Consider the following 24,334-nt stretch of genomic DNA (forward strand, 5'->3'; position numbering starts at 1 on the left):
AATCAGCTTTGGTTTTGATATATTTGTTGTGTCGCCCTAAACACCGCTCGCTCAGCAAGCAAATGTCCTATTCCGACTTGTTCTTATCGGGATTATAGGTGATGAAAAACCGAAAAGATGCCCACAAACCAAGTGCGCCGAACAACATGGCCCAACCGATACTTCCCATAAAAACTTCAAATGCTGCCCAGGCAAGACAGCTACCCGCGATTAAAACCCGCGTCCACAAGGGCCGAAAGCGCGGATCATCAAACTCAAACATTGTTCAACCTTCTTAGTTTGTAACCCGCCGCAAACTCACGAAAATTTGGTGGTATCGGATAAACATCAACTTCAACGTTAGAAGCTATTGACCTACCCTTGAAAAGCATGCCGTGAAAGGGGTAATTTCGCGCCAGCAAGATGACGCTCAGTCAGCGCACGCTCCTCGACAATCGAATATCGGAAACGAAAGAGCTTTGCGGGGCGACCGCCAGTTTCACTATCGCTTTCCCCCGTCTCTTCAACCAAATCTTGCTGCTCAATCAATCGTCTGAAATTCTGTTTGTGAAGGCGCAAACCAGCAAGCGCTTCGACGGTTCTCTGAAGCTGTAATAAAGTGAAGCTATCCGGCATCAATTCAAAAACCACTGGGCGATATTTAATCTTTGCGCGGAGGCGTGCAATCGAGGTCGCAAGAATACGCCGGTGATCGGCAAACATATGCAACCCACTGGGAAAGTCACTGTCGACAGCCTCACGGACAAGACCAGCTTCGTAAAGCAGCTCGTAGCGCTGCAGAACAAAATCCTCGTTCCAGCCCTCACCATCAAGCCCGAACGAAAAAGCAATACGGCGTGAGCGTTGCAAAGCCTGATCGGGCGAAGCCTGCTGCGCCCAGTGACGAAGCCCCTCACTTAGGTCGATCAAGATATCGGGTCGACCTTGTCGATGGTCTTCCCAAGGCAAATAATCATACCATCCACGCCAACTGGCCTCATCCGCGTCTGTATAACCCTCACGAACAAGACCAAGGTAACTGATGGAGATCGTACGCTCACCTGGTTGATGTCTATCACGATCAGCAAACGTATAAAGCTGCTCTAGATAACCCACAGGATGTGCTGTCTCTTTTTGTACCCATGCACGCAGCCCAGCCTGTAATGACTTGTGCTCTATTTCAAATGGGCCTGACGGCAGTGCATGCCCTTGCCGCACAGTCATCACACGCGGTTGTTCCGCTGTAACGGCGGTCAACACTGCAATAAGTTCAGTATGGGCAATATCATACGACAATAATGGCTGCTTTCGTCAAAATGCTCTGACTTATAGTCAACCAAATAGTAAAATATAGTTTTTCAATAGGCTACCGCAGATCGCCCACCGAAACGCAGTTTTCAGTGAACGAGTGTTCAAAACGGATGGTCATGGTGTCACATCAAACCCAAACCATTTCATCGACAATCGTTTGATTGTGCCATCCGTTTTTGCAGCACCAATGGCTTCGTTAAAATCCTTAAGCAATTGTAGGTCGCTTTTTCTGATGCCAACAGCGACGCCCCGACCAAGCATGCTACCCAAATAGTATGGCCCTGTGAGCACGAGCTTTTCATATCCTGGAATTTTAGCTGTAGCGCTTAAAAATGTTCGGGAATTAACAACTGCGTCTATCCTGCCCCCCATCAAGTCCAGAAGAGCTTCTTCACCAGTCCTATATTCTCGTACAGAAAACGCATCCGGGAAATATGCCTGTACAAGGGCATCAGCTACGGCTCCTTTAACGACGCCAACAATGGCTCCGCTCATAGCGGTACGTATTTCTTTCACCGTGCCTCTCGCAATGCTTGGGTCTTGCGAGAGAAACAAAGTTTTGCCGGCTAGCGGCAAATTCTGATACCGCCCTCCCTTGATCGTGGCAAATGCCTGCGGCGTAAGACTGTAGGAATCCGAAAAATCGATAATCTGCTCGCGCGCAGATGTTGCGGTCAAAGCGGCCATGATGACATCAAATTTTCCTGCATTCAGCCCGGTTATCAGGCCATCAAATGGCTGCGCTACGAACGTGCATTCAACTTTCATGTGTTGGCAGAGATAACGGCCGAGTTCAACTTCGTAGCCGTCCAGGGTGCCATCGGGCCGCGTAAAATTGTAGGGACGAAAATAACCCTCCGTGGCAATAAACAGATGCGCCGCAGCAAATGCGTGCTCCGTCAAAACCAAGGATATAAGGCCGGTAAAAACCACAGAAGCAACGCGCTGAAAACGTTTCATCACAAAACCTGAAATAAATAATGAGAATATTTCAGATATTCAGGTGATTTTTACAAACGCAATTTCTTGGGTGCAAAGTAAAACGCCGCCCAATGGGCGGCGTTTCAATAAGTTTACATCGTTCAGATTACGGCGTTACGTCGAAGCCGAACCACTTTTCGGAAAGCTTCTTGATCGTGCCATCAGCCTTGGCTGCTTCAATAGCTTCGTTAAACATCGCCTGAAGTTCTGGCTCGTTCTTGCGAATACCGACAGCCACACCACGACCGAGAATACCGCCCTTGAAGAAGGGGCCAGTCATAACAAGGTCTTCATTGCCCGGCTTCTTTGCTGCATCCGAGAGGTAGGCGAGCGACGCAACCACGAGATCGACGCGACCGGACTTCAGATCGAGATCATGTTGATCGGTGGTCTTGTATTCACGAATATCTGTCGAATCCTTGAAATACTTATCCAGCAGTGAAAGACCAAGCGAGGCGGTCTGAACGCCAACAGTGCGGCCCTTGATTTCAGCCGCAACTTCATCGATCACCTTCTGGGAAGCGGCTTCATCCTTGGCGAGATAAAGCGTTTCGCCTGTATGTGGCAGCTTCGCAAACGGGCTGTCTTTCAGTGTTGCGAATGTCTGCGGCGTCAGGCCATAGGAAACGGTGAAATCAATGGTTTCTTCGCGCTTTGGCGTAGCGGTAAGGCCAGCCATGATAGCATCGAACTTGCCAGCATTGAGTGCTGGAATGATGCCGTCAAAAGGCTGTGCAACCAGCGTGCACTCGACCTTCATACGTGCGCAAAGATCTTTGTAGAGATCAACTTCGTAACCATCCAGCGTGCCGTCTGGCTTGGTGAAGTTATACGGACGGAAAGCGCCTTCCGTCGCAATTGTGATCTTGTCCCACTTCTTGCCTTCTGCATGTGCAGAAGCCGTTGTAAGAACCAGTGCCGAAACGAACAGGGCTTTAAACAATCCCATAGTCTTCATTGGGGTCTTCATTTGACTTACCTTATGACAGTTATTTGCTGACGCGCCTTTTGGCATAGATCAGCAATGTTTGAAATAATCAGGCTGCATTTTCGTGGCTGATAAACTTGCGGAAACGCTCGGATTTTGAATTTCCGAACACGTCTTCAGGCGCTCCGTCTTCTTCGACCAATCCCTGATGCACGAAGACCACGCGATTGGACACATCACGGGCGAAACCCATTTCGTGTGTGACGACCAGCATGGTGCGTCCTTCTTCAGCAAGTCCGCGCATAACGCGCAACACTTCACCGACCAGTTCCGGATCAAGCGCCGAGGTCGGCTCATCAAACAGCATAACCTTCGGCTTCATGGCGAGCGCACGCGCAATGGCTGCGCGCTGCTGCTGACCACCAGACAAATGCGCGGGATAGAAATCGCGCTTGTCCGCAATGCCAACCTTGGCGAGCAAAGCTTCCGCTTCTTCGACACATTCGGCACGCGACCGGCCCTGCACATAGATCGGTGCTTCAATGATATTTTCGATAATGGTCTTGTGCGACCAGAGATTGAAGCTCTGGAACACCATGCCAAGTTCAGAGCGGATGCGCGAAACCTGTTTTTTGTCTGCCGGATAGGCTTCGCCCTTTGAGTTCTTCGCCATGCGAATAGTCTCACCCGAAACAGTCACAGTACCAGAAGTCGGCGTTTCCAGCAGATTGATGCAGCGCAGGAACGTCGATTTGCCGGAGCCGGAAGATCCAAGGATCGAAATCACTTCACCTTCGCGCGCTTCCATAGAAATGCCCTTGAGCACTTCGTTGGCACCGAAGCTCTTGCGCAGATTTTCGACTTTCAGAGCCACCGGTGATATTGGAGACACAAGTTTACTCACGATGATTTTCCTTCGATGGCGGTTTTGACGACGGGCTGGCGCAGATAGGGCGTGAGCTTATATTCAGCAAACATGAGGACACGTGTCAGAATGAAATTTATGGCGAGATAGATAGCGCCCGCAATCACGAACACTTCAATCGCACGATAAGATTCTGCGATCAGCTTGGCGGCTATGCCTGTTACTTCCATCAAGGTGATGATGGAGGCCAGCGACGTCGCCTTGACCATGGAGATCATTTCATTGCCATAACCGGGAAGCGCCTGACGGATGGCGAGCGGCATGACAATACGGCGGAAACACGTGAAGCGAGACATACCGCAGGCTTTGGCCGCTTCGATCTGACCACTTGGCACGGACAAAAGGCCACCGCGGATGATTTCACTGGCATAGGCTGCATTGTTCAAGGTGAGCGCAATGATTGCGCACCAATATGGTTCGCGCAAGATTGGCCACAGGAACGAATAGCGCACTGCCGGAAACTGGCTAAGGCCGTAATAGATAATGAATATCTGAACCAGCAGCGGTGTGCCGCGAAAGACAAACACGTAAAGACGCGCGATCCAGTCGAGAACTGTAACGCCCGAAAGACGCATCAATGCAAAAAGCAAGGCCAGAACCGCGCCAAAGACAATCGAGCTTACCGCAAGTTGAAGAGTCAGCGGCACGCCGCCAATCATCTGCATGAAGGCTTCTGAATAGAACTGCAGGTTCATGATGCCCTCCGGACGCCGCGCGAAAAGTGGCGCTCAGCTTTTTGCAGAATGGTGCCGGAAACCGACGAAATCAGCAGGTAAAGCGCGCCAGCTATGAGGTAGAAGTTAAAGGGCAAGCCAGTCGAGCCAGCGCCGATCTGTGCCTGACGCAGAATGTCCACAACACCAACAACGGAGATCAGCGCCGATTCCTTCAAGGCAACCTGCCAGACATTGCCAAGCCCTGGCAGCGCATGGCGCAGCGCAAGCGGTGCAATGATGCGTCGGAACTTGAGCGCTTGTCCCATGCCGCAAGCAGAGGCTGCTTCAAGCTCACCTTTGGATACCGCCCGAAATGCTCCACGCAGCACTTCGGTATGGTGAGCACCACAGGAAATGCCGATGGCTAGAACGCCTGCAAGAAACGCCGGAAAGCCAATAAAACCTTGCGCACCAAAGAAACGGCCAATCGCTGTGACTGCGGCACTGCCGCCGAAATAGAACAGATAGATCACCAGAAGATCGGGAATGCCGCGAATGATCGTGGTGTATGCATCTGCAACACCACGTAGCGTGCGTCCGCCGGAGATTTTGGCCCATGCTGCGAATACGCCAATGATCGCGCCAAGCAGATAGCCCAAAACGGACAGCGCGACGGTGACGAGGACCGCCATCATCAGCACATAGCCCCAGCCATCAGGCCCGAAGCTCAGAATATCGAGAAAAGCCTTCATAATGCCTCAGGCTGTGTGGGGGATAGGGAAATAAACGTCATCTTGTTTGCCGGGTGTCTCATTAGGCTGGTGCTTACTTATCCGAAACAGGCAAGGCAGGTTGAACATTATCAGGGATCGGATTCACAAAAACAGCACCGTTCAATGTCTTTACATGATCTTGCTTGGCTTTATCGATCTGCTCCGGGTTGCGGAACAACTCTATCGCAGTGCTGCCCATAATCTTCGCCGCATGCGCCATGCCCTTATGCGCCGCAGGCAATTTACCCTGTGCCACCATCTGCCACGAATGCAGCGGCGTACCAATTGCACAAGTTGCACCGCGCATCTGAACCGTTGGAACGACCCAGCTTACGCTGCCCACATCTGTAGAACCAACAAGCGAATTATCGCCCTTATAAGGCTCATAAACACTTTCGCAAAGTGCAATTTCAGCACTTGGTTGAACACCAAAACGGCGAAATGCATCGGAGATGTCTTCTTTGGTCAGCGTTGCCTGAAAGCGCTTCGCGGTTTCGCGATCCTGATCATCAAAAACCGGCGGACCAAGGCGATCAAGCTCTCGCTGCATCAATTGTTCCAGCGCTGGATTGCCAATGAGATTGGCATCACCGCTGACAATCTCGCTTTTGACCGTGGTTTCCGTCATCAAAGCCGCACCGTCGGCGATCTTTTTGACGCGCTCCAGCAGAACCTGCATCTGCGGCAGATCGAGCGCACGGATCAGATAGCGCACGCTGGCTTTCGCCTGCACGACATTGGGTGCAAAACCGCCCGTATCAGTGACGGCATAATGGATGCGTGCGGATGATGGCATATGCTCACGCATATAGTTCACACCGACATTCATCAGTTCCACGGCATCGAGCGCGCTGCGCCCCAGATGCGGAGCGGATGCAGCATGCGCTGCTCGGCCTGTGAAGTTGAAATTGATTTCGTTGCAAGCCAGTGAAACCGGATCATTAACACCCGCAAATGGTGCCGGATGCCAGCAGAAGACAATATCGACGTCATCGAATAAGCCTTCGCGCACCATAAAACCCTTGGCCGATCCGCCTTCTTCGGCTGGGCAGCCATAATAGCGAACCCGACCCTTGACACCATGGGCTTCTAGATAATCCTTGACTGCTGCCGCTGCCAGAAGCGAACCGGAGCCAAGCAAATTGTGGCCACAACCATGCCCGTTGCCGCCAGCTTCAATCGGCTGCTCTTCCGCCACACCTGCAAACTGGCTCAAACCGGGAAGCGCATCAAATTCGCCAAGAATAGCGATGACCGGACCATCTTCGCCCGCCTCACCCATCACTGCTGTGGGTAGCCCTGCGATCCCACGCTGAACACGGAAGCCTTCAGCTTCAAGCTGCGCCGCATGCGCGTCGCTCGATTTATATTCTTCGTAATTCGTTTCAGGGTTATCCCAAACCGTATCGCTCAGTTCGAAATATGCAGCGCTTTTCGCGTCAACAATGTCCCAAATGTCGTGGTGATTTTTCAACTTGGCTCTATCGCTCGCGGCTCATATTTTCGGACTTGCGGGAGAAGAGGCAGGTCAAGGACAGTAAGAAGACCAGGATACAACTCCCCATTTCGCCGAATTTTTATGGCTGAAATGTCTTGTCTGACTTCTATCACAGAAGAGAACGCTCCTCCCGAGCTGTACCTAGAGGTACTCCATATGAATGGCAACAGATATGAGTAAAATTGAACAAAACACACAGCGCAACCAACATTTTGGTTGGCAAAATTATCCATATTGAAAAGAAGCCGCAGACTTTGCAGGAATCAGCTTTACCAAAAAAAGCCGTATGACGGTGTCATACGGCTTTCCAGGTTTAACTAGATCAGGCTTAGAAATCCCAGTCTTCGTCTTCGGTCGCAACAGCCTTCCCAATCACATAAGAAGAGCCGGAGCCCGAGAAGAAGTCATGGTTCTCGTCGGCATTTGGCGAAAGCGCCGAGAGGATTGCCGGGTTGACCTTGCAGGCTTCCGCCGGGAACAGGGCTTCATAACCAAGGTTCATCAGCGCCTTGTTGGCATTATAATGCAGGAACTTTTTGACATCTTCAGTCAAACCGACGCCGTCATAAAGCGCTTCGGTATAACGCACTTCATTGTCGTAAAGCTCCAGCAACAGATCAAAGGCAAAATCCTTGATTTCCTGCTTCTTGGCTTCATCGAGTTTCTCAATCGCGCGCTGATATTTATAGCCTATATAATAACCATGAACGGCTTCATCGCGGATGATCAGGCGAATGAGGTCAGCCGTGTTGGTGAGCTTTGCGCGGCTTGACCAATACATCGGCAGATAAAAGCCCGAATAGAACAGGAAGCTTTCCAGAAACACGCTGGCGATCTTCTTCTTGAGCGGATCTTCGGCGTTGTAATTCTCCAGGATAAGCTGCGACTTCCTTTGCAGAAATTCGTTTTCTTCCGACCAGCGATAAGCATCGTCTACGTCAGGCGTCAGGCACAGCGTCGAGAAGATTGACGAGTAAGACCGCGCATGAACCGCTTCCATAAACGAAATGTTCGACAAAACAGCTTCTTCATGTGGCGTGGAGGCGTCATCCATCAGAGTCACAGCACCGACGGCGTTCTGGATCGTATCCAGAAGCGTCAGGCCCGTGAACACACGGATGGTGAGCTGCTTTTCTTCGGCTTTGAGCGTTTCCCACGACTGAATATCGTTGGACAGCGGCACTTTTTCCGGCAACCAGAAATTGCCGGTCAGACGGTTCCAGACTTCGAGGTCTTTATCGTCTTCTATCCGGTTCCAGTTGATGGCGCGAACCACAGCCGGCTTTTTCGCATTGTCTTTTTTAAACTGCATATTCATTTGTCTCTACCTTGATTGGGATCGCGTGAGATTCTGGCTAAGGCGTGCCGAAAATGGTGGGGTTCGAGAACCGGAGCGCAACGTACATAAAGTACGTGAGCACCGGCTTGCAGAACAACGCCATTTAGAGGCCGCCAGAGCCTAAATATCCGCGATCCTAAAGGGCGCAGGAAACGCAGCCTTCTACCTGCGTACCTTCGAGCGCCATCTGGCGCAGGCGGATGTAATAAATCGTCTTGATGCCCTTCTTCCACGCGTAAATCTGCGCCTTATTGATATCGCGCGTGGTGGCGGTATCACGGAAGAAAAGTGTCAGCGAGAGACCCTGATCGACATGTTGCGTCGCCGCTGCATAGGTGTCGATTATCTTTTCCGGGCCAATCTCATAGGCATCCTGATAATATTCAAGATTGTCATTCGTCATGAAAGCAGCCGGATAATAAACGCGGCCAATCTTGCCTTCTTTACGAATTTCGATCTTGGAAACGATTGGATGGATCGAAGAGGTCGAGTGGTTGATGTAGGAGATCGAGCCTGTTGGTGGAACGGCCTGCAAGTTCTGGTTATAAAGTCCGCCTTCCATGACGGATTTTTTCAGTTCCTGCCAGTCTTCCTGCGTCGGGATCGCAATACCCGCATCTTCAAAGAGCTGGCGCACCTTGTCGGTTGCTGGCTCCCAGACCTGATCGGTATATTTGTCGAAATATTCACCCGTCGCATATTTCGATTTCTCAAAGCCCTTGAACGACCTGCCCTGCTCGACCGCAATGCGGTTGGAAGCGCGGACAGCGTGATAGGCCACCGTGTAGAAATAGATATTGGTGAAATCGATGCCTTCTTCCGAACCATAGAAAATGCGTTCGCGCGCGAGATAGCCGTGCAGGTTCATCTGGCCAAGGCCAATCGCATGGCTTTCGTCATTGCCACGGGCAATCGAAGGCACCGACCCGATATGGCTCATATCTGCAACGGCTGTCAGGGCACGGATCGAGGTTTCAATGGTCTTGCCGAAATCGGGGCTGTCCATAGCTGCCGCGATGTTGAGCGAACCGAGATTACAGGAAATATCCTTGCCGAGATGCTCATAAGACAGATCATCATTGAAGATGCTGGCTTCGCTGACCTGAAGAATTTCCGAGCAAAGATTGCTCATCGTGATGCGGCCGTCAATCGGATTGGCGCGGTTCACCGTGTCTTCAAACATGATATAAGGATAGCCGGATTCAAACTGAATTTCCGCCAGCACCTGGAAGAAGTCACGCGCGTTGATCTTCTTCTTGCGAATACGGCCGTCATCGACCATTTCGCGGTATTTTTCGGTGATCGAAATCTCGGTCATCGGCACGCCGTAGACGCGCTCAACGTCATAAGGCGAGAAGAGATACATATCCTCGTCGTTCTTCGCGAGTTCGAACGTGATGTCCGGGATTACAACGCCAAGCGACAGCGTCTTGATGCGGATTTTTTCGTCCGCATTTTCACGCTTGGTATCGAGGAAGCGCATAATATCCGGGTGATGGGCGTGCAGATAAACCGCGCCCGCGCCCTGACGCGCACCAAGCTGATTAGCGTAGGAGAATGAATCTTCGAGCAGCTTCATCACCGGAATAATACCGGAGGACTGGTTCTGGATTTGCTTGATCGGCGCACCGGCTTCGCGAATATTGGTCAGGCTCAGGGCCACGCCGCCGCCGCGCTTTGAAAGCTGGAGGGCGGAATTGATGGAGCGACCAATCGATTCCATGTTGTCTTCAACACGCAACAGAAAGCACGAGACGAGTTCGCCGCGCTGCTTTTTGCCCGCATTGAGGAAGGTTGGCGTTGCTGGCTGATAACGGCCTGAAATAATCTCATCGACCATTTCGCGCGCATGCTGTTCGTTACCGCGGGCAAGGGCTAACGCCACCATACAAACGCGGTCTTCGTAGCGCTCGAGATAGCGCTTACCGTCAAACGTCTTCAGCGTATAGCTGGTGTAATATTTGAACGCGCCGAGGAAGGTCGGGAAGCGGAACTTCTTGTCATAAGCATGATCGAAAAGATCACGCACAAAATTGAAGGAATACTGATCCAGCACTTCCCTCTCGTAATAGCCTTCATCGACCAGATAACCGAGCTTTTCACGCAGATTGTGAAAGAACACCGTGTTCTGGTTAACGTGCTGAAGGAAATATTGCTGTGCGGCCTGGCGATCGCGATGCAGCTGAATCTTGCCGTCATCGTCATAGAGGTTCAGCATGGCATTCAGCGCATGATAATCCAGCGACGTTTCTGCTGGCTTCTGCGGCTTACTGCCCGATGCAGCAACCGATGCTGGGGATGACTCTTGCTTTTCCGAAGCGACGACCGTCTCGCGCTCACGGGTCAGGGTTGTGTCTGCCGTGTCCAAAATCGTTCCATCCCGTCTTTAACATTGTCAATGTCTTCTTCCGTTCCCAACAGCTCAAAGCGATAGAGGTAGGGTACCTGACATTTTTCCGAAATTATTTTGCCTGCAAGGCCAAAGCCTTCGCCGAAATTGCTGTTCCCGGCGGCGATAACACCGCGAATAAGCGACCGGTTCTCAACATCGTTAAGAAAGCGGATGACCGGCTTGGGAACAGCGCCTTTCGCACCACCACCGCCATAGGTTGGTGTCACAAGCACATAAGGCTCGTTCACCCGCAACAGGCCAGCATCGTCATCATGGTTTTCCAGCGGAATGCGCTTTGAGCGCATCCCCAGACGCATCACAAAACGATGCGTGTTTTCCGAACGACTGGAAAAATAGACGATCTGACCCATAACAAACCCCGGCAGTAGTTGGGGCTTATGCGAGCGAGCTGATCATATCCGGGCGGAACCCGGCCCAGTGGGATTCACCAGCAACAACAACCGGCACCTGACGATAGCCAAGACCCTGAACCAGATCATACGCATCGCTGTCTGCAGAAATGTCGATGACGGCATATTCAATGCCCTGACGATCAAGCGCGCGGGTGGTGGCGGTGCACTGGACGCAAGCTGGCTTGCTATAAACGGTGACGTTCATTTTTTCCTCACTGGGGATAGATTGGGAAGGATTACAAACTGGAACAAAGACGCAAAAAACCGCACGCATTGCAAAATGCGCGTGACAAAAACTATAATTAAGAGGTAGCACGCTCTAAGCGCGCATCCTGTTCTTTAGCCCGTAAAGGGCGGACCAGAACTGGCCAGTTTTGAATTCATGTTCGACATGCTTTTCACCCCGAAGCTTTTGAGGGGATATCCAGGGCGGCAAAAGACGCGGCAAAAACTTTGCCAACATTCTATCACGCACCAACCGACACCCCGCCCGTTGACGTTCATGTTCAAGGCAGGTCTCCTGGCTCACGACTTAACGCCTTTGCCCACCTTCCCGGTTTCACCCAGTGGCATTTGGACATCGGCTAACCGCTTACAGTTGCGGGGGCAGCTACGGCTTAGCCAGATCCATCATGGATATGGTGCACCGTATTCCCATCTTCGCTTCAATTCTCACGAATCGTAAGAACCTTAAACACAAGATATAGTATCTGAAGTTAAAAACTCGTCAACGGATAGACGGATCAAATTTATTTAATGTTGGCTAATTTGAGGCTTGCCTGTGAATAGCAGGGATATCTACCGCTTCTGTCCACAGATCGGCGGAACCTATTAGGGACTGCCCATCTTGTGTGGGATTCGCCAAAGCTCTGCAACCAGATAGCCATCGCTGCACACAATATATAGTGCCATTTCAGGCAGCGGAGCATATCAAGCCAGATGGCAGCTTTGCCGCATTTAGAAAATAAATTCCAATCAAAGACCCAACATTCAAATGGCATTAACAAGATCAATGACTTGGCTGCCTTCACGTCAGACCTCGAATTGAATCGATTGAAACCACCGCCTCTTGAACGAAGGGATAATTTGACAGCAATGCGTTTTATCCTGTATCGATCAGTTAAATCCTGAACATTGTTCAATATATTGAACAACTAAGAAGAGGTCCTCCCAAGCATCTCTTCAGACGACCGGTGCACCGGCTGCATCGGGAAACTGTCGGTCTGGCTTTGCAATACGCGAAAGCCAGACCGGGTGAAACCCAGCGCCTTTGTGCCGGCGAGGTATGAGAGACCTCGGCTCTGGGAACTATGAACAAGGGTGGAAATAATGACTGTAGGTATCAAGCCATTTTCTTTCGACACGGTCGGCTCAATGCATGTCGAGTGGGAGGGCGCAAAGCGTCTCGGCGAAATTCTGGGCGAGCGTTTTTCGGAACGTAAAATCCTCATCGTAACCGACAAGGGCCTGCACAAAGCTGGCGTTCTCAACGAAGCCCTCGCTTCGCTGGAAAATGCAGGCTTCAGCATCAGTATTTTTGATGCCGTTGTTGCTGATCCGCCAGAAGCCATTCTCTTTGAATGTGTAGAACAGGCGAAGGCAGCTGGCAGCGATATTGTGCTTGGTCTTGGCGGCGGCTCATCAATGGATATTGCCAAGCTTGCTGCGGTGCTGATCGTCTCCGAGCAGGAGCTGTCCGAGCTTTATGGCATTGGCAAAGTGCAGGGCACGCGCCTGCCGCTGATCCAGATCCCAACGACAGCTGGCACCGGGTCGGAAGTGACCAACATCACAATCCTGACGACTGGCGAAACCACTAAGATGGGTGTCGTTTCCCGCCAGCTCTATGCAGACTTTGTAATTCTCGACGCCGAACTGACCTGCGGTCTGCCAGCACTTCACACCGCAGCCACCGGCATTGATGCGATGGTTCACGCAATCGAAGCTTACACCAGTCGCATCAAGAAAAACCCGCTTTCTGATGCCTTTGCCCGTGAAGCGTTGAAACTCCTGTCGGCCAATCTCGTTGCAGCCTGCGAAAACGGTAAAGATCGCCATGCCCGCGAAGCCATGCTGCTTGGCGCAAACTATGCCGGTCAGGCCTTCTCGAACTCGCCGGTTGGCGCCGTTCATGCTCTCGCCTACCCGCTCGGCGGCCATTATCATGTGCCACACGGTCTCTCGAATGCGCTGATGCTCGGACCAGTCCTGCGCTTCAACATGGCGGGGGCTGCTGAACTCTACGCAGAGCTTGCAGACCTGCTTCTTGGCAAGTCGGATGGCACAACTAAAGAGCGTTCGGCTGCCTTCGTTGATTATATGGAAGACCTGATGAACCGCTCCGGCGCACCACGCCGTCTGCGCGACGTTGATGTCACTGAAGAAAGCCTCGAAACGCTTGCCCGCGATGCAATGCTTCAGACACGTCTGCTGGGTAACAACCCTGTTGATGTCACAGAAGCTGACGCGCTGGCACTTTATCGCGAAGCATTCTGATCCAACAATCATAGTTAAAAACAGTCTCCCGGGAGAGCAGGCATGAGTGCCGCTCTTCTGGAGTTTTGTTTCGTTTTTTCGGAGTAATATCTTGAGCACTGAACGCATCGACGGTCAGGAGCAGCCATATTGGCCTGCCGGACCGTTCAAAATTCGTCTGCCTTTCGTTCATTATAAATTCGAGTGGCCTGATTATTGTCAGGGTTTGCTGATGTGTGCGGTCGATCTGGCCGCCATTCCATTGATGGCAGAACTGCTGGGCATGCCATTTGAAGTGGCGCTAGCAGTCGTCGTTCTCAACGGCCTATTTTACCTTACCCATCACCTGCTTGGTGATCCGGTTGTTCCGGGTTGGATCACACCAGCCGTCCCGCTTATCATGGCCTATTGCGCTACCTTCCCTGAAGGTCCGGAGCGGGTGCACGCACTTGTTTCATTCCAGATGACATTGGGGCTATTGTCGATATTGATCGGCGCGACGGGTATTGCCAATCGCGTTATCGCGGCCATACCGCAAGCCATTAAATCTGGTATCATCATCGGCGCAGGCTTCGCAGCGGTCATTTCCGTTTTCAAGATCGGTGGGAACTTCGATATTTTCCCGTTCACCATCGCAATCTCAATCGGCCTGTGCTTTTACCTGATGTTCTCGCCGCAATTTGCTCGCCTCTCGCGCAACGGTGGTATTTTCGGCCTGATCGGCAAGCTTGGCATTCTGCCTTGCATTCTACTCGCCGTTGTTATCGCCCCATTGTTCGGCGAAGCCAAATGGCCAGAATTCCAATGGACGATCTCGTCACCTGATTTTACGACACTCTGGCGCGAATATACGATCTTTGGCCTTGGCCTGCCGCCACTCTCGATGTTCTTGACGGCTCTGCCAACTGTGCTTGCAACCTACATCGTTCTCTTTGGCGACGTATTGAAAACCAAGTCAATTCTCGGCGAAGCACAGCTTCATCGCCCTGATGAAAAGATCGACTACAACGCCAATCGCGCACATCTCGTTTTTGGAATGCGCAACACCGGCATGTCTGTGCTCGGTCCTGATGTTACCATGTGCGGACCCGTATGGGCTGCGATGCAGGTCGTTATCTGCGAACGCTTCTCCAAGGGTAAAAAATCTATGCACTCGATTTTCGGTGGTGCAGGGTCTTTCCGCTGGGGAACCAATACCGGCCTGTTTCTGATGCCCATCGTTACGCTCGTGCAGCCGATCCTGGGCGTCGCACTCACCCTGACACTACTCATTCAGGGTTATGTTTCGGTGCGCATCGGCGTGATGGAAGCCCGTTCGCAGCGAGATCTCGGCATTGCCGGTGTTACCGGTGCGGTTTTGGCAACACGCGGCGCTGGCTGGGCTTTTGCAACGGGCGTTGTTCTCTGCCTGCTCATTTATGGCCGCGATTTTTTCAAGGGCGAAACTGACAGCACTTTCGTCAAAGACCAAAAGACGAAGTAAAAACATGAAAAGCCCCTTTCAAGCAAACAGGAAGGGGCTTTTAGAAATTCTCTGCTGACACGGTAAGAAAAAGCGTTAACGTATCCCAGAAAGAGCAAGTTCTAAACCTGCGAATGAGGTCTTAAATGCAAAATTATCAGCAACTGAACCATCATCAAAAATAATACCAACAGAAGCAGATTTTTTGATGGCTGCACGTAAACGTGGACCAACGTTCTGATAGGCAACACACACATTTTGATCACATTTATCTATCTTTACATGCACAATATTCCCACCGTCATCCAGCCCCAGATGAATCATCTTCCCCACTCCCGAATGAGGTGGTGCGCGCAGAATAAAAAAAGAGTGTCCATTCTGACTGGCAGCAAGTGACCAACTAAAAACATTGGCGCCACTACTATCAATAATATTCTGTGTTACATTACATATGCGCAACTTCGTTTTGAGGTTTTCATCACAAATCAAGGTCCAGTTTGGAAATGGCTCTATAATTCGCCGATACTGCCCAAGAGAAACACCTGACGGAACTTGAACATCTGATGGCTTAATTCTGTAAGATGTCTCTTTTGAAACTTGCGTTGTCGTTTCAGTTGCGGAGGCGTTGCCCACGACAAAAAGAGCTGATAACGCCGACAAGCACACCGATAAGATATCAGCTCTCTTAAACATACGACCTCCTTTAGTTGAATGTGTAGCTTACACCGCCACCCATACCCCAATGATGACCGGTATTCGTTGCAGCTACATTAAGTCTAATACGCTGGTTCTCGCTGGTGTAGCCAAGACCCGCAGCGAAGGCGCCCTCTCCACGCCATGCACCACCACCAATGGCCGCACTCAATTTCCCCGGACGATCATCATACCGCAGGGACGATGCAGCGAGGCCGATAGCTGCCGCTTGCCGAGCTTCCTTCTCCACATTGTCAACACGACCTGAAAGCATGGATAGCTTGTCATCCATTCGATGATCCATATCTTTCAACACATTATCCGTATATGACTTGGCGTCTTTTAACGTCTCCGTCGATTTAATGTCAGCATATGAATGAGCGTCCTCTGCCACCTTTTTCAACTGCCGTACATTGGTTACATCCAAATCTGCGGAACCATCAGAAATATTATGAATTGCGACAGGTGAATTGGGATCGCCGCCTACAGGAGTTATGCTATTAGAATTCGTGCCATCGGGGTTAGGATCATATTTGACTGATCTTTTTGAGACATCCTCTAACCCTGCCATTCTGTCACTTAAATTATCCAAACGGTGGTTCACAGCACCGAATGTGTCTCCAATATTGTGATACTCTCGACCGCCAATGTTATAAGTTGGAGCACCAATACTGCCATCAGAGTTAAAAGTGGAACCGCCTCCAAGAAGTGAAGCTAAACCACTGCCGAATGTTTTGAACTGATTATTGACCGTTGTTACTGCTTGATTGGTGGCATAAAGCTCAGAGCCGTTTACTGCGTCTGTTGAATCCTTTCCAATTCTACCTGCCGCAAGATTTGTGAGCGTTCGTTCCTTGCCCTTAGCCCCAATAGAAACTGTACTATCCGGTGCAGAACCTGCGAAGTTATAATCCACTCCATTAAGTTTAGTACCACTTGTAGCTACGGCAGCGGAAGTCTGAGAGCCAGCACCCAACGCAACACTGCCTGGGTTAGACGCATTTGAACCAGTCCCTATAGCTATAGCATTATATGAATCTGTAGACACCGAAGCTCCACTTCCCAGCGCAAGCCCACCGACACTGTCTGCTTTTGCATTCGCCCCAAAAGCGGATGAATTAACTGCGTTTGCTTGAGAGTTGTATCCAAAAGCACTCGCGCCTTGTGCTAAAGCATGAGAACATCCCCCAACAGCTGTGGTAAAGTGGCCAAGCGCCCTTGCAGAATTTCCATCTGCCAACGCGTATGATCCCTCTTGTAGCGATGCAGAATCATTGCAACCTAAATCAACCGCTTCACTCGCTAGAGTGTTAGCTTTAGTTTCACTGACTTGGCCTGCAAAGCCAACACCAATAGGCAGCCCTAGTATAAAGTACGCTCCCCCCAATAGAAGTATATTTCTTGTACGGGCTGTACGGTTATATTCGCATTTAACAAACATGAATCACCCCTTTAATATTAAAAATTACATTTTTATTGAAAACTAATTATTTTGAAAAAAACATGCCAATTTGTTTTTAGCACTTTATAATTTTTGAAAAAATGAATGATAGCAATATATTGCAATCAATAATATGAATCTAATAGGAGTAAAAATTGCGTAGTGAACAATATATTCTTCAAGTATCTATAGCGGTTACTATTTTTGTCGCAGGCTTCGGTGTCATCTTTGGCCTTTTGTCTGGCTCATTTTCTATTGTCTTCGACGGTGTTTACATGTTTGCCGATGCCGCCATGAGCGGGCTTGCGCTTGTTGTCGCGCGTCTGATTGCTTTATCTGCCCTAGCGGAGCCTCCGAGCGGAAAGTTACGAGATCGCTTCACAATGGGATTCTGGCATCTCGAGCCGATGGTTTTAGGCCTCAATGGGATCATGCTGACAGGGGTTGCGATCTATGCGCTTATCAATGCTATTGGCAGCCTTATGCATGGCGGTCGCGATCTCGAATTCAGTTACGCGATTTTTTACGCAATCGTTGCGCTAGTTGCCTGCCTCGGCATGGCTTGGTTTGAAACACGTGCCAATCGTAAGCTGAAGTCAGACTTTATCGCGCTCGATGCAAAAGCATGGATTATGTCAGGTGGCATTACGGCAGCGTTACTTATCGCGTTCTCCATTGGCTATGCGATTCAGGGAACACAATTCGACTGGATAGCACCGTATATCGATCCCGCAGTGCTTGCATTGGTTTGCCTTGCCATCATCCCAATGCCGATTGGAACGATCAGACAAGCGCTGGCCGACATGCTGCTCGTGACACCACTTGATCTTAAACAGCACGTCGATGAGGTTGCGAAACAGGTCGTAGAGCACAACGGCTTTAAATCATATCGCGCTTATGTCGCCAAAGTCGGGCGTGGCACACAGATTGAACTCTATTTCATCGTGCCAGCAGGCCAACCGGCAAAGAAGCTTGAAGAGTGGGATGCATTGCGCGATGAAATTGGCGATGCTCTTGGCGGCGAAGGCCCAAATCGGTGGCTGACGATTGCCTTCACCACCGATATAGAATGGGCCGTCTAATAAGCAACCCATTTGAACGCGTTAGTGAATGGTCGCAAGCACTGTATCAAGGCGTTTCTGAACAGGCTTTGGCTTCTTCGCAGCGACTATTTGCTCAAGATTGCTAGGATTATCACCAATCGTAATCAGTGCGACCATGCCCATTGAGTAATGCGGTGTGCATTTGACAAAATAGGCACCCGGCTCGGTAACCGTCAGTGTATAATTCTCATTGATCTTGCTTTTAAAGGGCTCAACGCCTGCCGGGATCATATCCTTGATCGACTCGACATTGTGGCCCTTATCAATCGGCATGAAGGTGATTGTATCGCCCGGTTGTGCCTTCACATAGGCAGGTTCAAAAACCATCGCGCCAGCCTCGCCTTTATTAAGCATATGAACCTCAAAGTTCTCGGCAAAGGCGGGAACGGCCGTCAGAATGCAGAGGCTCGCGGCGGCAGAAACGATAATCTTGCGCATGTCAATGATCTCCAAAGAGCTAGCTTCGGTGGCATCGAAATGATGCCCTGCAAACCAGCCTGACGGAGCCATAAACCTGTCGTTTCACACTCTCCTTGATTAAGATCAACGGACTGAAAAAATGCTGATCAAAGCTGTCATATAATATTCATTCAGCAACACTGCATCACGCGAATCCATGCTCAGATGTCAATTTTAACCATTCGTTAACTGTGTTTTTTGAGTCACGGACATTGAGACAACGCCATACATCCCCAACTTGATCAGCTTGAATAATCAAATATTTTCAGCACCTTGAGATATGTTTCAAATTCGGCTCGTAAATGTGATCGCTGTTTATGTTGACTATTAACACTTCGTTAACCACAGTTTGTTGCAATTGGTTACATAGCGTTATCACAAGCATAGCATTTGGAGCAGATACGAATTGAAAACAGGTCGGCAGATAGAAAAGCAGTCCCTTAATAAAGGGAACAGCACTGCCGTTTCGCAGATGACCTCCTTTTGGGGTTTAATGCGTGCATACTGGGTGTCAGACCGCTGGAAAGAAGCGTGGGCACTGACCGCTGCGATCTTTATCTTCACAGCCTTTATCAGCAAAACGACGGTTTGGGTTGCTGAAGCTTCAGGCCATTTGATGAACTCCATTGTCAATGTGAAAAGCGCACCGGTTCAGAACCCATTGCTGGCCATTGCAATGAATGCTGGTGTGCTGATCCTGTTGATGCTGGGCAAAGACGTTCTGCTTGTCGGTTTCCGACACCTTCTGTCGACCACCTTGCACCGTAAGTGGCGCAAGTGGCTCAATGATAGTTTTTCTGACGCGATGCTTGATCGCAACCACACCCATTTCCATCTGCAACAGGGGAAAGGCGCAAATCTGCCCGACAATGTAGACCAGCGCCTGCAAGAGTCCATCAAGGGTATGACTGGTGGAGCCATAGGCCTCGTCATGGGTATAGTCGGTGTTGTGCTTTCAGCATTTTTCATCGGCCAGAAATTACTGGAAATATCGACCGAGGTCAGTGGGCTTGAGTTTCTCGGTTCCTATGGCGGCGCCGTTTTGGCCTTTGCCGCGATCATCCTCTATGTACCAATCGGCACTTTCATCGCGATCAAGATCGGTCGACAGCTGGAAAGACTCAACCTCGGCATGCAAAAGGCTGAAGGCTCCTATCGTGGCGAGTGGACGACACTGCTGCGTCGTAGTTTCCAGATTTCTGCCTCCGAAGGCGAAGCTGTGCAACGCTCAGTTAATAAGCGGCTTTACAACGATGTTGACGGCACATGGAACAAGCTCAACCGTTTTGACGCTGCTTATCTCGCGTTCTCTCAGGCTTACGGCTTCCTGTCGAACCGCATCATCGCGTATATTCCGGGCCTTGTGCCCTATATGAGCGGCGCTGTAAGCTTCCGTAATTATGTGACAGGTGCCGAGCTTGTAGCGTCCATGATCAATGATTGTTCGTGGTTTATTCAGGTTATGCCTGCCATTGCCAATCTGCGTGCAAATGCTGGTCGTGTCATGGGGCTGGCACAAGCAATCGAAGCGGTGCAAGAACCGGCAGCTTTTTATGCGCGTTCTGGTGTAAATGGCTTCAATTTTTCCACGCAGCATCAGCGCTTTGGTCTTTCAGTCCATAATCTGGCACTGATGCAGGGGCCAGATACCGAAGTGCCATTCTTGCGTTCAGGCGTAATCAATATCCGCGCGGGCGATTGGGTTTATATGCGCGGTGAATCAGGCTCTGGCAAAACGTCCTTCATTAAGGCACTGAATGGTCTTTGGGCTTATGGCACCGGAAACATCATTTTCCCTCAGAAAACAAAATCTATCTACACGCCACAGGAAGCAAAGTTTCCCAACGTCTCTTTGAAACAACTTGTCAGCCTGCCGGAAGATGAAAACAATTTCAACGATCTCGCTGTCGCTGCTGTGCTTCACGAGGCCGGACTCGGTGAATTTATCCTGCGTATGAATGATGCGGATGCAGATGGCTCTGCATGGGACATGGTGCTGTCCGGCGGTCAGAAGCAGAAGATTATGCTGGCGCGACTACTGTTGCACAAGCCATCGGTAATCTTCCTTGATGAAGCAACCGGCGCGCTCGATCCTACATCGAAGATGCGGTTCCACACAGCGCTTAAAACACGCTGCCCGGATGCAATTGTCATCAGCATCATGCATGAGGAAAAGCTGCCCACGCTCGAAAATGGCGAGAGCGTCTATTCGCACGTGCTGGAAATCCAGAACGGATATGTTTCGCTGAAACCTGTTGACCTTGCTGGAGAGCCATACGTTCCCCTAATCGCAGCAGAGTAACCCACGACAATGAGATTTGCGAATTTTGGTTCATTCTAGAAAGCTTATCCGAACAGCGTTGGCTGCGCGGTAAAAAATACTTACCAGTATATAACCAGATAGAATGATCGGCTCTTCCCGTCGCGTTTATAAACTGTAACATGCGCGGAATAGAGTTTACCGAATCCGACATTCCTCATTAATGGACGCAGCAATGACCTACATTCCAGATCCGAAACGCTATGACTCGGCTGTCTTTCGCCGTGTGGGTCGAAGCGGCTTGAAACTGCCAGCGATCTCTTTGGGCCTTTGGCACAATTTTGGTGACACCACGACGCTTGATCGCCAGCGCGCGATTCTTTTCAAAGCATTTGATCTCGGCATCACGCATTTCGATCTCGCCAATAATTATGGCCCGCCTCCTGGATCTGCGGAAATCAATTTCGGGCAGGTTTTGAAACATGATCTAGCCGCTTATCGCGATGAACTAATCATCTCAACCAAGGCTGGCTGGGACATGTGGCCGGGACCCTATGGTGCAGGTGGCGGATCACGCAAAGCATTGCTTTCAAGCCTCGATCAGAGCCTTAAGCGCATGGGTGTCGATTATGTTGATATCTTCTATTCACATCGTTTTGACGCGCATACACCGCTTGAAGAAACTGCTGATGCGCTCGCGTCCGCCGTTCGGCAGGGCAAAGCGCTTTATGTCGGCATATCCTCTTATTCCGGCAACAAGACCCGCGAAATTGCGCGTCTGCTTGAACAGCGTCAGGTACCACTGCTGATCAATCAGCCATCCTACAACCTATTCAATCGCTGGATTGAAAAGGACTTGCTGACAGCAAGCGACGAAGTCGGCTCTGGCATCATTGCCTTCACGCCATTGGCACAAGGATTGCTGACCAACAAATATCTCAATGGTGTGCCGGAAGATTCCCGCGTCAACCGTCCGGGCGGTCACTTCTTGCAAGAAGCGCATCTGGCGCCTCAAAACATTGAGCGGGCAAAAGCGCTTAACGAAATCGCAAAGCGTCGTGGCCAATCACTGGCACAGCTGGCGCTTGCCTGGGTGCTCCGTGATCCACGTATTACCTCAGCACTAATCGGCGCCAGTTCTGCAAAACAGGTTGAGGAAAACGTTGCTGCCCTCAACAATCTGTCTTTCACAGCAGAAGAGCTGGCAGAAATTGACCGTTATGCGGTTGAAGGCGGCGTCAATCTTTGGGAAAAGCCTTCCCACGACGAAGCGATATAAACAAATATATGAATACATAAAAGGCCGGCTCATACTCGGCCTTTTTTTGATAAGAATATGATCTTCATTGTCATAAGAAAATAAAGCTACTCTTAGCTGATTTTTGAGAAACCATTTTCTTGTTGAACCTATTCGTCTGCATCATCATTCAAAAATGGATTACATAGGCTTTGTTCAGATAATTATCGCCACCACCCCATTTCTTGTATGGGGGATCATTATCTTTGTCCTTTCAAACATCGAAACATCGACCAGAGCGGAAAAGCCGGAACGCGAATTAGCCACAAATAACGAAAATATCGCTGACATCTCTATCATTCCTTATGGTTTAATTTTCCCTTTGTACTATCGATCCTCCGCCCCTCATAATAATTTGGGTTAGCATCCGCATTGATTGCTCATCTCTCTGAATCGATAAATTTCCTTATGGAAACTGCGCGATAATGACATTTTGCATATCGTCAAAATCATATAACGGCGATAGTTAGAGAACGTCGATAAGCACAGCCATACACAAAGGATTTTGCCATGCCTCGCTCTCTCATCGTCTGCCAAGGCCGAGTAGCAGACCGGACGCATGGAGCTATACCGGGTGCATTGACCGCTGCTAATTCACTTGCAAATCGTTATGGTTTAGAAATTCAAATTGCCGGAAAACCATCTTCTGCTAAGAATGATAATTGGAATGTAGCACTGGAGGAAGCGCACGAAACGCTTTCAGAACTCGCACAAGCTGTATCAGCGGAATTTGAAGATGGGCAGCGTCCCATTGTGGTTACCAACACTTGCTCCGCAAGTTTAGCAACCATCCCGCAGGCTGCCCGTCACATCAAAAACCTCGTCGTTTTGTGGATCGATGCGCATGGAGACTTCAATACCCCAGAAACCACAGAGTCGGGATATCTTGGCGGCATGGCTCTTGCTGGCATTTGCGGCATCTGGGATACCGGGCACGGTGCGGGAGTGGCAACCGAACGAGTTATAATTGTGGGCGGTCGCGATATTGATCCCGAGGAACGACGCCTTCTCGAAAATTCAAACGTTAGGATCATCCCCCCATCCGACGTCACAGCACAAACACTATGCGAAGCTATAGGCTCAAACCCAGTTTGGGTTCACATTGACTGGGACGTCATGAACCCGGGATTAATCCCGGCAGCTTATGCGATCGCAAACGGACTACATGTGCAGCAATTGCGAGATGCGTTGGCCGCAATTCCAACATCACAAATCGCGGGCATTGAGCTTGCCGAGTTTGAGGTTCCTGCAACCCCGCAGGAAACAGATCAAGCCGTAGCGATAATCCAAGAAATAACTGAACCGCTTTTCGTAAAAATTTAAGCTGACAAATCACGACACATGCTGCCCAACACGACATGGCAGCATGTGAAGATATCAAACCTGTGATACTTTAGGATTAACCTCTAAGTTTATAAATAAAAATCAATCAATTAAATCGTAAAACAGATCCGAAGCCAGGCTATCGCACACTTAATTCGCACCAGCTTCACCTTGATATTCCTGCAATCTTAAATTAGCACATGCAGCAATACACGCGCTTTTCTATATATTAAGTACAGAATCATCTAGGGCGTGTTGAATTGCGGGCACACATATATGAATTCCAGTTCGGCGCAGTCACAATGGCGCATGCTTGATATGCTGCCTGCCCTTGCTCTCTTCCTGGTGGGTCTAACAGCACTGCTTTACGCAATGCTGTTACCAAGCGGAGAGAACAACACATATGCGGTGTTGATGCAGCCATGGGCAGATATTTCTCAGGTCAGCGCGCTTTTAAACAAAGCAGATGCTCAAATTATATCACTCAACGAGCGGATGAATGTCGTCGTCGTCCACGCGGAGCGTTCAGACGCCATTTCTGCACTTTATAATGCGGGCGCTTGGCTCGTATTTGAACCTAGTCAACTCTCCAGCTGTATCGACCTAGCGGTCACCGGGGCCTAAAT

Annotated in this window: 22 protein-coding genes and 1 riboswitch; of the genes, 7 read left to right on the top strand and 15 right to left on the bottom strand. The window is 50.1% G+C overall.

Going from position 1 to position 24,334, the window contains the following annotated elements; all coding sequences use genetic code 11:
• Nucleotides 1-67: 67 nt before the first annotated feature.
• The 12 genes from U2P60_RS00515 to nrdH all read right to left on the bottom strand — a co-directional run bounded on the left by U2P60_RS00515 (nt 68) and on the right by nrdH (nt 11,400).
• Nucleotides 68-262, bottom strand: a complete 195-nt coding sequence (locus tag U2P60_RS00515) for a DUF3329 domain-containing protein (protein ID WP_413570792.1) — start codon at nt 260-262, stop codon at nt 68-70.
• A gap of 92 nt (nt 263-354) precedes the next feature.
• Nucleotides 355-1,275, bottom strand: a complete 921-nt coding sequence (locus tag U2P60_RS00520; RefSeq protein WP_413570793.1) for an NUDIX hydrolase — start codon at nt 1,273-1,275, stop codon at nt 355-357.
• Nucleotides 1,276-1,404: 129 nt separating this feature from the next.
• Complete coding sequence (locus U2P60_RS00525) at nt 1,405-2,250, bottom strand: transporter substrate-binding domain-containing protein (RefSeq protein ID WP_413570794.1); 846 nt, start codon at nt 2,248-2,250, stop codon at nt 1,405-1,407.
• Nucleotides 2,251-2,377: 127 nt separating this feature from the next.
• Nucleotides 2,378-3,229, bottom strand: a complete 852-nt coding sequence (locus U2P60_RS00530) for a transporter substrate-binding domain-containing protein (RefSeq protein WP_313830007.1) — start codon at nt 3,227-3,229, stop codon at nt 2,378-2,380.
• Nucleotides 3,230-3,308: 79 nt separating this feature from the next.
• On the bottom strand, nt 3,309-4,103 hold the full coding sequence (locus U2P60_RS00535) for an ABC transporter ATP-binding protein (RefSeq protein WP_413570795.1): 795 nt from the start codon (nt 4,101-4,103) through the stop codon (nt 3,309-3,311).
• Nucleotides 4,100-4,819, bottom strand: coding sequence for an ABC transporter permease (locus U2P60_RS00540; protein ID WP_413570796.1), 720 nt, complete (start codon nt 4,817-4,819; stop codon nt 4,100-4,102). Before U2P60_RS00540 ends, U2P60_RS00535 begins: the two co-directional genes overlap by 4 nt.
• Nucleotides 4,816-5,532, bottom strand: a complete 717-nt coding sequence (locus U2P60_RS00545; protein ID WP_313828771.1) for an ABC transporter permease subunit — start codon at nt 5,530-5,532, stop codon at nt 4,816-4,818. The genes U2P60_RS00540 and U2P60_RS00545 overlap by 4 nt, the downstream gene beginning before the upstream one ends.
• A 73-nt stretch (nt 5,533-5,605) precedes the next feature.
• The gene (locus U2P60_RS00550; protein ID WP_413570797.1) at nt 5,606-7,027 is read right to left on the bottom strand and encodes a M20 family metallopeptidase; all 1,422 of its coding nucleotides are present in this window, start codon (nt 7,025-7,027) and stop codon (nt 5,606-5,608) included.
• Between the two features lie 352 nt (nt 7,028-7,379).
• On the bottom strand, nt 7,380-8,369 hold the full coding sequence (gene nrdF, locus U2P60_RS00555; RefSeq protein ID WP_313828774.1) for a class 1b ribonucleoside-diphosphate reductase subunit beta: 990 nt from the start codon (nt 8,367-8,369) through the stop codon (nt 7,380-7,382).
• Between the two features lie 157 nt (nt 8,370-8,526).
• Nucleotides 8,527-10,632: a class 1b ribonucleoside-diphosphate reductase subunit alpha gene (gene nrdE / locus U2P60_RS00560; protein ID WP_413571946.1), complete on the bottom strand. Its 2,106-nt coding sequence runs from the start codon at nt 10,630-10,632 to the stop codon at nt 8,527-8,529.
• 101 nt (nt 10,633-10,733) lie between these two features.
• Entirely contained in the window at nt 10,734-11,153 is a 420-nt protein-coding gene (gene nrdI / locus U2P60_RS00565; protein ID WP_413570798.1) for a class Ib ribonucleoside-diphosphate reductase assembly flavoprotein NrdI, read from the bottom strand.
• 25 nt (nt 11,154-11,178) lie between these two features.
• Nucleotides 11,179-11,400: a glutaredoxin-like protein NrdH gene (gene nrdH, locus U2P60_RS00570; protein WP_250041769.1), complete on the bottom strand. Its 222-nt coding sequence runs from the start codon at nt 11,398-11,400 to the stop codon at nt 11,179-11,181.
• A 287-nt stretch (nt 11,401-11,687) separates the two neighbouring features.
• A riboswitch (cobalamin riboswitch) is annotated at nt 11,688-11,903 on the bottom strand.
• A gap of 621 nt (nt 11,904-12,524) precedes the next feature.
• On the opposite strand from nrdH, the gene U2P60_RS00575 reads away from it, so the two are divergent.
• Both U2P60_RS00575 and U2P60_RS00580 read left to right on the top strand, forming a co-directional pair.
• Nucleotides 12,525-13,691 (top strand): iron-containing alcohol dehydrogenase, encoded by a 1,167-nt coding sequence (locus U2P60_RS00575; RefSeq protein ID WP_413570799.1) that lies wholly within the window; start codon nt 12,525-12,527, stop codon nt 13,689-13,691.
• A 91-nt stretch (nt 13,692-13,782) separates the two neighbouring features.
• Nucleotides 13,783-15,153, top strand: coding sequence for a hypothetical protein (locus U2P60_RS00580; RefSeq protein WP_413570800.1), 1,371 nt, complete (start codon nt 13,783-13,785; stop codon nt 15,151-15,153).
• A gap of 75 nt (nt 15,154-15,228) precedes the next feature.
• On the opposite strand, the gene U2P60_RS00585 is transcribed toward U2P60_RS00580, so the two are convergent.
• The gene (locus U2P60_RS00585) at nt 15,229-15,825 is read right to left on the bottom strand and encodes an invasion associated locus B family protein (protein ID WP_413570801.1); all 597 of its coding nucleotides are present in this window, start codon (nt 15,823-15,825) and stop codon (nt 15,229-15,231) included.
• 10 nt (nt 15,826-15,835) lie between these two features.
• Complete coding sequence (locus tag U2P60_RS00590) at nt 15,836-17,266, bottom strand: YadA-like family protein (RefSeq protein WP_413570802.1); 1,431 nt, start codon at nt 17,264-17,266, stop codon at nt 15,836-15,838.
• A 155-nt stretch (nt 17,267-17,421) separates the two neighbouring features.
• Here U2P60_RS00590 and U2P60_RS00595 point away from each other — a divergent pair, with 155 nt between their 5' ends.
• Nucleotides 17,422-18,348 (top strand): cation diffusion facilitator family transporter, encoded by a 927-nt coding sequence (locus U2P60_RS00595; protein WP_413570803.1) that lies wholly within the window; start codon nt 17,422-17,424, stop codon nt 18,346-18,348.
• A gap of 21 nt (nt 18,349-18,369) precedes the next feature.
• Here U2P60_RS00595 and U2P60_RS00600 read toward each other — a convergent pair whose 3' ends face one another.
• Nucleotides 18,370-18,807 (bottom strand): pseudoazurin, encoded by a 438-nt coding sequence (locus U2P60_RS00600; protein ID WP_413570804.1) that lies wholly within the window; start codon nt 18,805-18,807, stop codon nt 18,370-18,372.
• A 427-nt stretch (nt 18,808-19,234) separates the two neighbouring features.
• Here U2P60_RS00600 and U2P60_RS00605 point away from each other — a divergent pair, with 427 nt between their 5' ends.
• From U2P60_RS00605 to U2P60_RS00620, 4 genes are all read left to right on the top strand, one after another.
• Nucleotides 19,235-21,130 carry an ABC transporter ATP-binding protein/permease gene (locus U2P60_RS00605; protein WP_413570805.1) on the top strand — a complete coding sequence of 632 codons (1,896 nt, stop codon included), beginning with the start codon at nt 19,235-19,237 and terminating at the stop codon, nt 21,128-21,130.
• 193 nt (nt 21,131-21,323) lie between these two features.
• Complete coding sequence (gene mgrA, locus U2P60_RS00610) at nt 21,324-22,367, top strand: L-glyceraldehyde 3-phosphate reductase (RefSeq protein WP_413570806.1); 1,044 nt, start codon at nt 21,324-21,326, stop codon at nt 22,365-22,367.
• Between the two features lie 528 nt (nt 22,368-22,895).
• On the top strand, nt 22,896-23,708 hold the full coding sequence (locus U2P60_RS00615) for an arginase family protein (RefSeq protein WP_413570807.1): 813 nt from the start codon (nt 22,896-22,898) through the stop codon (nt 23,706-23,708).
• Between the two features lie 276 nt (nt 23,709-23,984).
• The gene (locus U2P60_RS00620; protein WP_313828789.1) at nt 23,985-24,332 is read left to right on the top strand and encodes a hypothetical protein; all 348 of its coding nucleotides are present in this window, start codon (nt 23,985-23,987) and stop codon (nt 24,330-24,332) included.
• Nucleotides 24,333-24,334 lie beyond the last annotated feature (2 nt).

It is taken from the genome of Brucella sp. H1_1004 (genome assembly GCF_047308065.1).
Taxonomy (GTDB): domain Bacteria; phylum Pseudomonadota; class Alphaproteobacteria; order Rhizobiales; family Rhizobiaceae; genus Brucella; species Brucella pseudogrignonensis_B.